The sequence below is a fragment of the Thiocapsa sp. genome (assembly GCF_011390875.1).
Lineage (GTDB): Bacteria > Pseudomonadota > Gammaproteobacteria > Chromatiales > Chromatiaceae > Thiocapsa.
The window spans coordinates 1-3,177 of record NZ_JAABRP010000353.1; the positions used below are offsets into that span (position 1 = coordinate 1).

Annotated in this window: 3 protein-coding genes; all 3 read right to left on the reverse strand. The window is 66.5% G+C overall.

The window, feature by feature from the left end; all coding sequences use genetic code 11:
- The coding region (gene tssM, locus GPT33_RS18280; RefSeq protein WP_296811941.1) for a type VI secretion system membrane subunit TssM at positions 1 to 1,569 on the reverse strand (1,569 nt) is incomplete at its 3' end.
- Entirely contained in the window at positions 1,566 to 2,948 is a 1,383-nt protein-coding gene (icmH, locus tag GPT33_RS18285; protein ID WP_296811944.1) for a type IVB secretion system protein IcmH/DotU, read from the reverse strand. The genes tssM and icmH, both read right to left, overlap by 4 nt.
- Before the next feature lie 3 nt (positions 2,949 to 2,951).
- A partial coding sequence (gene tssK, locus GPT33_RS18290; RefSeq protein WP_296811946.1) for a type VI secretion system baseplate subunit TssK occupies positions 2,952 to 3,177 on the reverse strand: 226 nt, incomplete at its 5' end.

A 3,177-nucleotide genomic window follows, 5' to 3' on the forward strand; every position in this document is an offset into this window, starting at 1 on the left:
GTCGGCGTATCCGCCGGGGATCGCGCGAGCCGCATCGAGCAGGGGCAAGACGCCGAGCGGGTTGCGCTCCTCGACCGGGATGGCATCGATCTTCGCCTCGATCTCGACCACGCGCTGGGCGACCTCGTCGATGTAGGCCAGGTTGCGCGAGTAGCTTGTGGTCCAGGCCGCGCCGGCCAGCAACAGGACCGATAAGACCCCGGCATAGGCCCCTCGTCTGAGCCAACGCCGACGACGCTCCAGACGCGGATTCAGCCCTGCGAGCCCCGACTCGGTGAAGATCAGATCGCGCAGCAAACGCGTCAAAAAGAAGCTCTTTCCCGTCCCCTTGAAAGGGAGCGGACCCTGGCGAGCCAGGCCGAAACTCCCCGCAAACCCGCTCAGTACCCGGTCGATCGGGGTGCCGGTCTGCGTGCCGCTGGTGAAATAGACACCCCGTACCAGAGGACGAATCTCGAAACGCGACGGCGCGAAGGCGTCCTGCAAAAATTGGTCGAGGGTATCGCCGAGGGCATTGAATTGCCGTGGAAAGCTGAACACAAGGGAGCGTTTTCCCGGTTCGCGCTCCTGCTCCATACGGGTCAGCAGACGTTGGTCGAGACGCTCGACGAGGGCCGTCAACTCGGCCGGAAAGATCGAGAGCGCCGCCGGGGTCTTCTCCTCGGGGTCGTAGGGGAAGGTCACGCCCCAGACCTGCTCGCGCCCCTCCTTGTTCAGATCCGCAAAGAACTCCATGAAGCCGGCTACCAGATCCGCCTTCATGAAGAGCACATAGACCGGGATCGCGATGCCGAAGGTCTTGCACAGCTCCTGGATGCGCTGACGGATCGCCGCCGCATGGGCCGTGCGCTCCGTTTGGCTCTGCTGCATGAGGTCGGCGAGACTCACGGCCACCAACACCCCGTTGATCGGGCGTCGCGGCCGGTGCTTCTTCAGCAGCCCGAGGAAACCCTGCCAGGCGGCGCTGTCCACCTGCTCGTAGCTGTCCTGGGTGGTGTAGCGTCCGGCCGTGTCGATCAAGACCGCCTCGTCGGTGAACCACCAATCGCAGTTGCGGGTGCCGCCGATACCCTGGATAGCGTCCTGACCGAGACGCTCGGCGAGTGGGAAACGCAAACCCGAATTCATAAGCGCGGTCGTCTTGCCGCAGCCGGGCGGACCGATGATCAGATACCAAGGCAGCTGGTAGACCCAGCGTCCGCCCAGTCGGTGCCGAACCTCCGATCCCTTGAGCGCCGCCAATGCGTCATCGAAGCGCTCGCGCAGGACCTGCAGCTCTTCTTCGCTGGCGACCTTGGCCGGGTCCGGCGCAGCCGCCGGGCGCGCCGCGAGCTGCTCCATCAAGCGGCGATTGCGCAACCGTGCTCGCACGGCCGAGCCGATCCGCACCAGACCCCAGACCCCGAACAGGGCCCCGACGGCGATGTACCGGCTGCGCGGCGACGCCAAGGGCTCCACGCCTGCAACGCCGACCAGCGGGCCGATGAACCAGATCAACAGGGCCAGCGCGATCGTTCCGAGCAGGGTCAGAAACCAGCGTGAGCCAAGGAATCGAAGCAGCGATTTCATGGCCGCACACTGGCCACATCGGACGTCGCACGTGCCCCGCCGCGTGGCCCCATCAAGGTGATCTCGACCCGCCGGTTGCGGGCATCCCGAGGATTCTCGGGCACTCGGGGTTCTGTATCGGCACGTCCCTCGGCGGTGAAGCGCGACGGGTCGCCGACGACCTCCACGAGCGACGCCATCACGCGCTCCGCACGTTCCTGCGAGAGATGCCAGTTCGAAGGGAAGCGCAGCGTCTTGATCGGAACGCTGTCGGAGTGCCCCGTCACCAGGACCGTACCGGGCAGACGGGCCAATGCCTCGCCGATCCGACGCATCAACGGCATCAAGCCCGGCGTCAAGCTGCTGCTGCCGGAGGCGAAGAGTCCGTCGCCGCGGATGATGACGGTCTGGCCCGTGGGCCTGTCCTCCACCTCCAAACGCCCGGCGGCGATTTCCTCGGCAAGCAGGAGGCGCAAGGTCAAGGGCGCGGGTGCATCCGGCGAGGCCGGCGGCGCCTCGGCGAAGGGAACCCGCGGGCGATCCACCACCACCTCCAACCCGCGGTCGAGTTGACTGAGCGAGAGGAAAACAGGATCCGAATCACGGTTGAGCGCGATGCTGTAGAAGGCGAAGAGCCCGGCCAGGAGCAGGCCGGCCATCGCGGAGAAGACCCAGAGCGGCAGCTGGTGGATCAGCGGATCCCGCCGCACCGTAGCCCCCTGCCAATGCAGCGCCAGCTCGGGATCCGGGTCGCCCCGTTGCGTGCGAATCGTTTGAAAGAGCTGCTCGCGAACCCGTTCGAGCTGCGCGCGGCCGTCCGGTCGTGCCCGGTAGCGCCCCTCGAAGCCCAGCGCCAAGCACAGATACATGAGCTCCAAGAGGTTCAGGTTGCCGCTCGGATAGGCGAGCAAGCGCTCCAGCGCGCTGAAGAACTTCTCCCCGCCCCAGGTCTCGTTGTGGAAGCTGATCAAGAGCCCTTGACGACTCCAGACGCTCTCGGTCCCCCAGGGCGTATCCAGGACGGATTCGTCGATCAGGGCGCATAGAACATAGCGTGCGGGCAGCACGACCGCATCCACCAGTCCTTTGGCGCGGGCACAGGTCTCGAACTCGCGCACCTGGCGGACGAGCCCCTCGCGCAGACCGGCCGGATCGGGGTGAGCGACGGTCCCGCGCAGCTCCGCGGCGATCGTCAGGAGACCCGCGGCGCAGCTCACGAGCGGATTGACGACCGGCGCCGTCTGCCCGAGCGCGCTCCAGGTCGGGGGAACCCCCGAGAAGGGCGGCGGCTGCGGAGCCGCTCGAGCCGGTACGGCAGCCGAACGCCGCCCTCCGGGGATGGGACGGATCACGGTCGCACCGGCGTCGCCGGGTATGCTGAAAGGATCGTCGTCGGTCACGGTTTACTCGCGGATAGCCCAGAGCTCGAGCTCCAATCCCGGGAACTCCCCGCCGATATGCATCCCGAAGCCGCCTCCCGCGCTCAGCTGCTTCCAGAATTCACCGCTTCGGTCCAATTCAAAGTAGTCGAAGCCCGCGTGATAGGGAATCTCCAGCGGCGGGGTGGGCATGGGCTTGAGTGCGATCCCGGGCAACGCAAGCTTTACCAGGTCCTGGATCCGATCGACC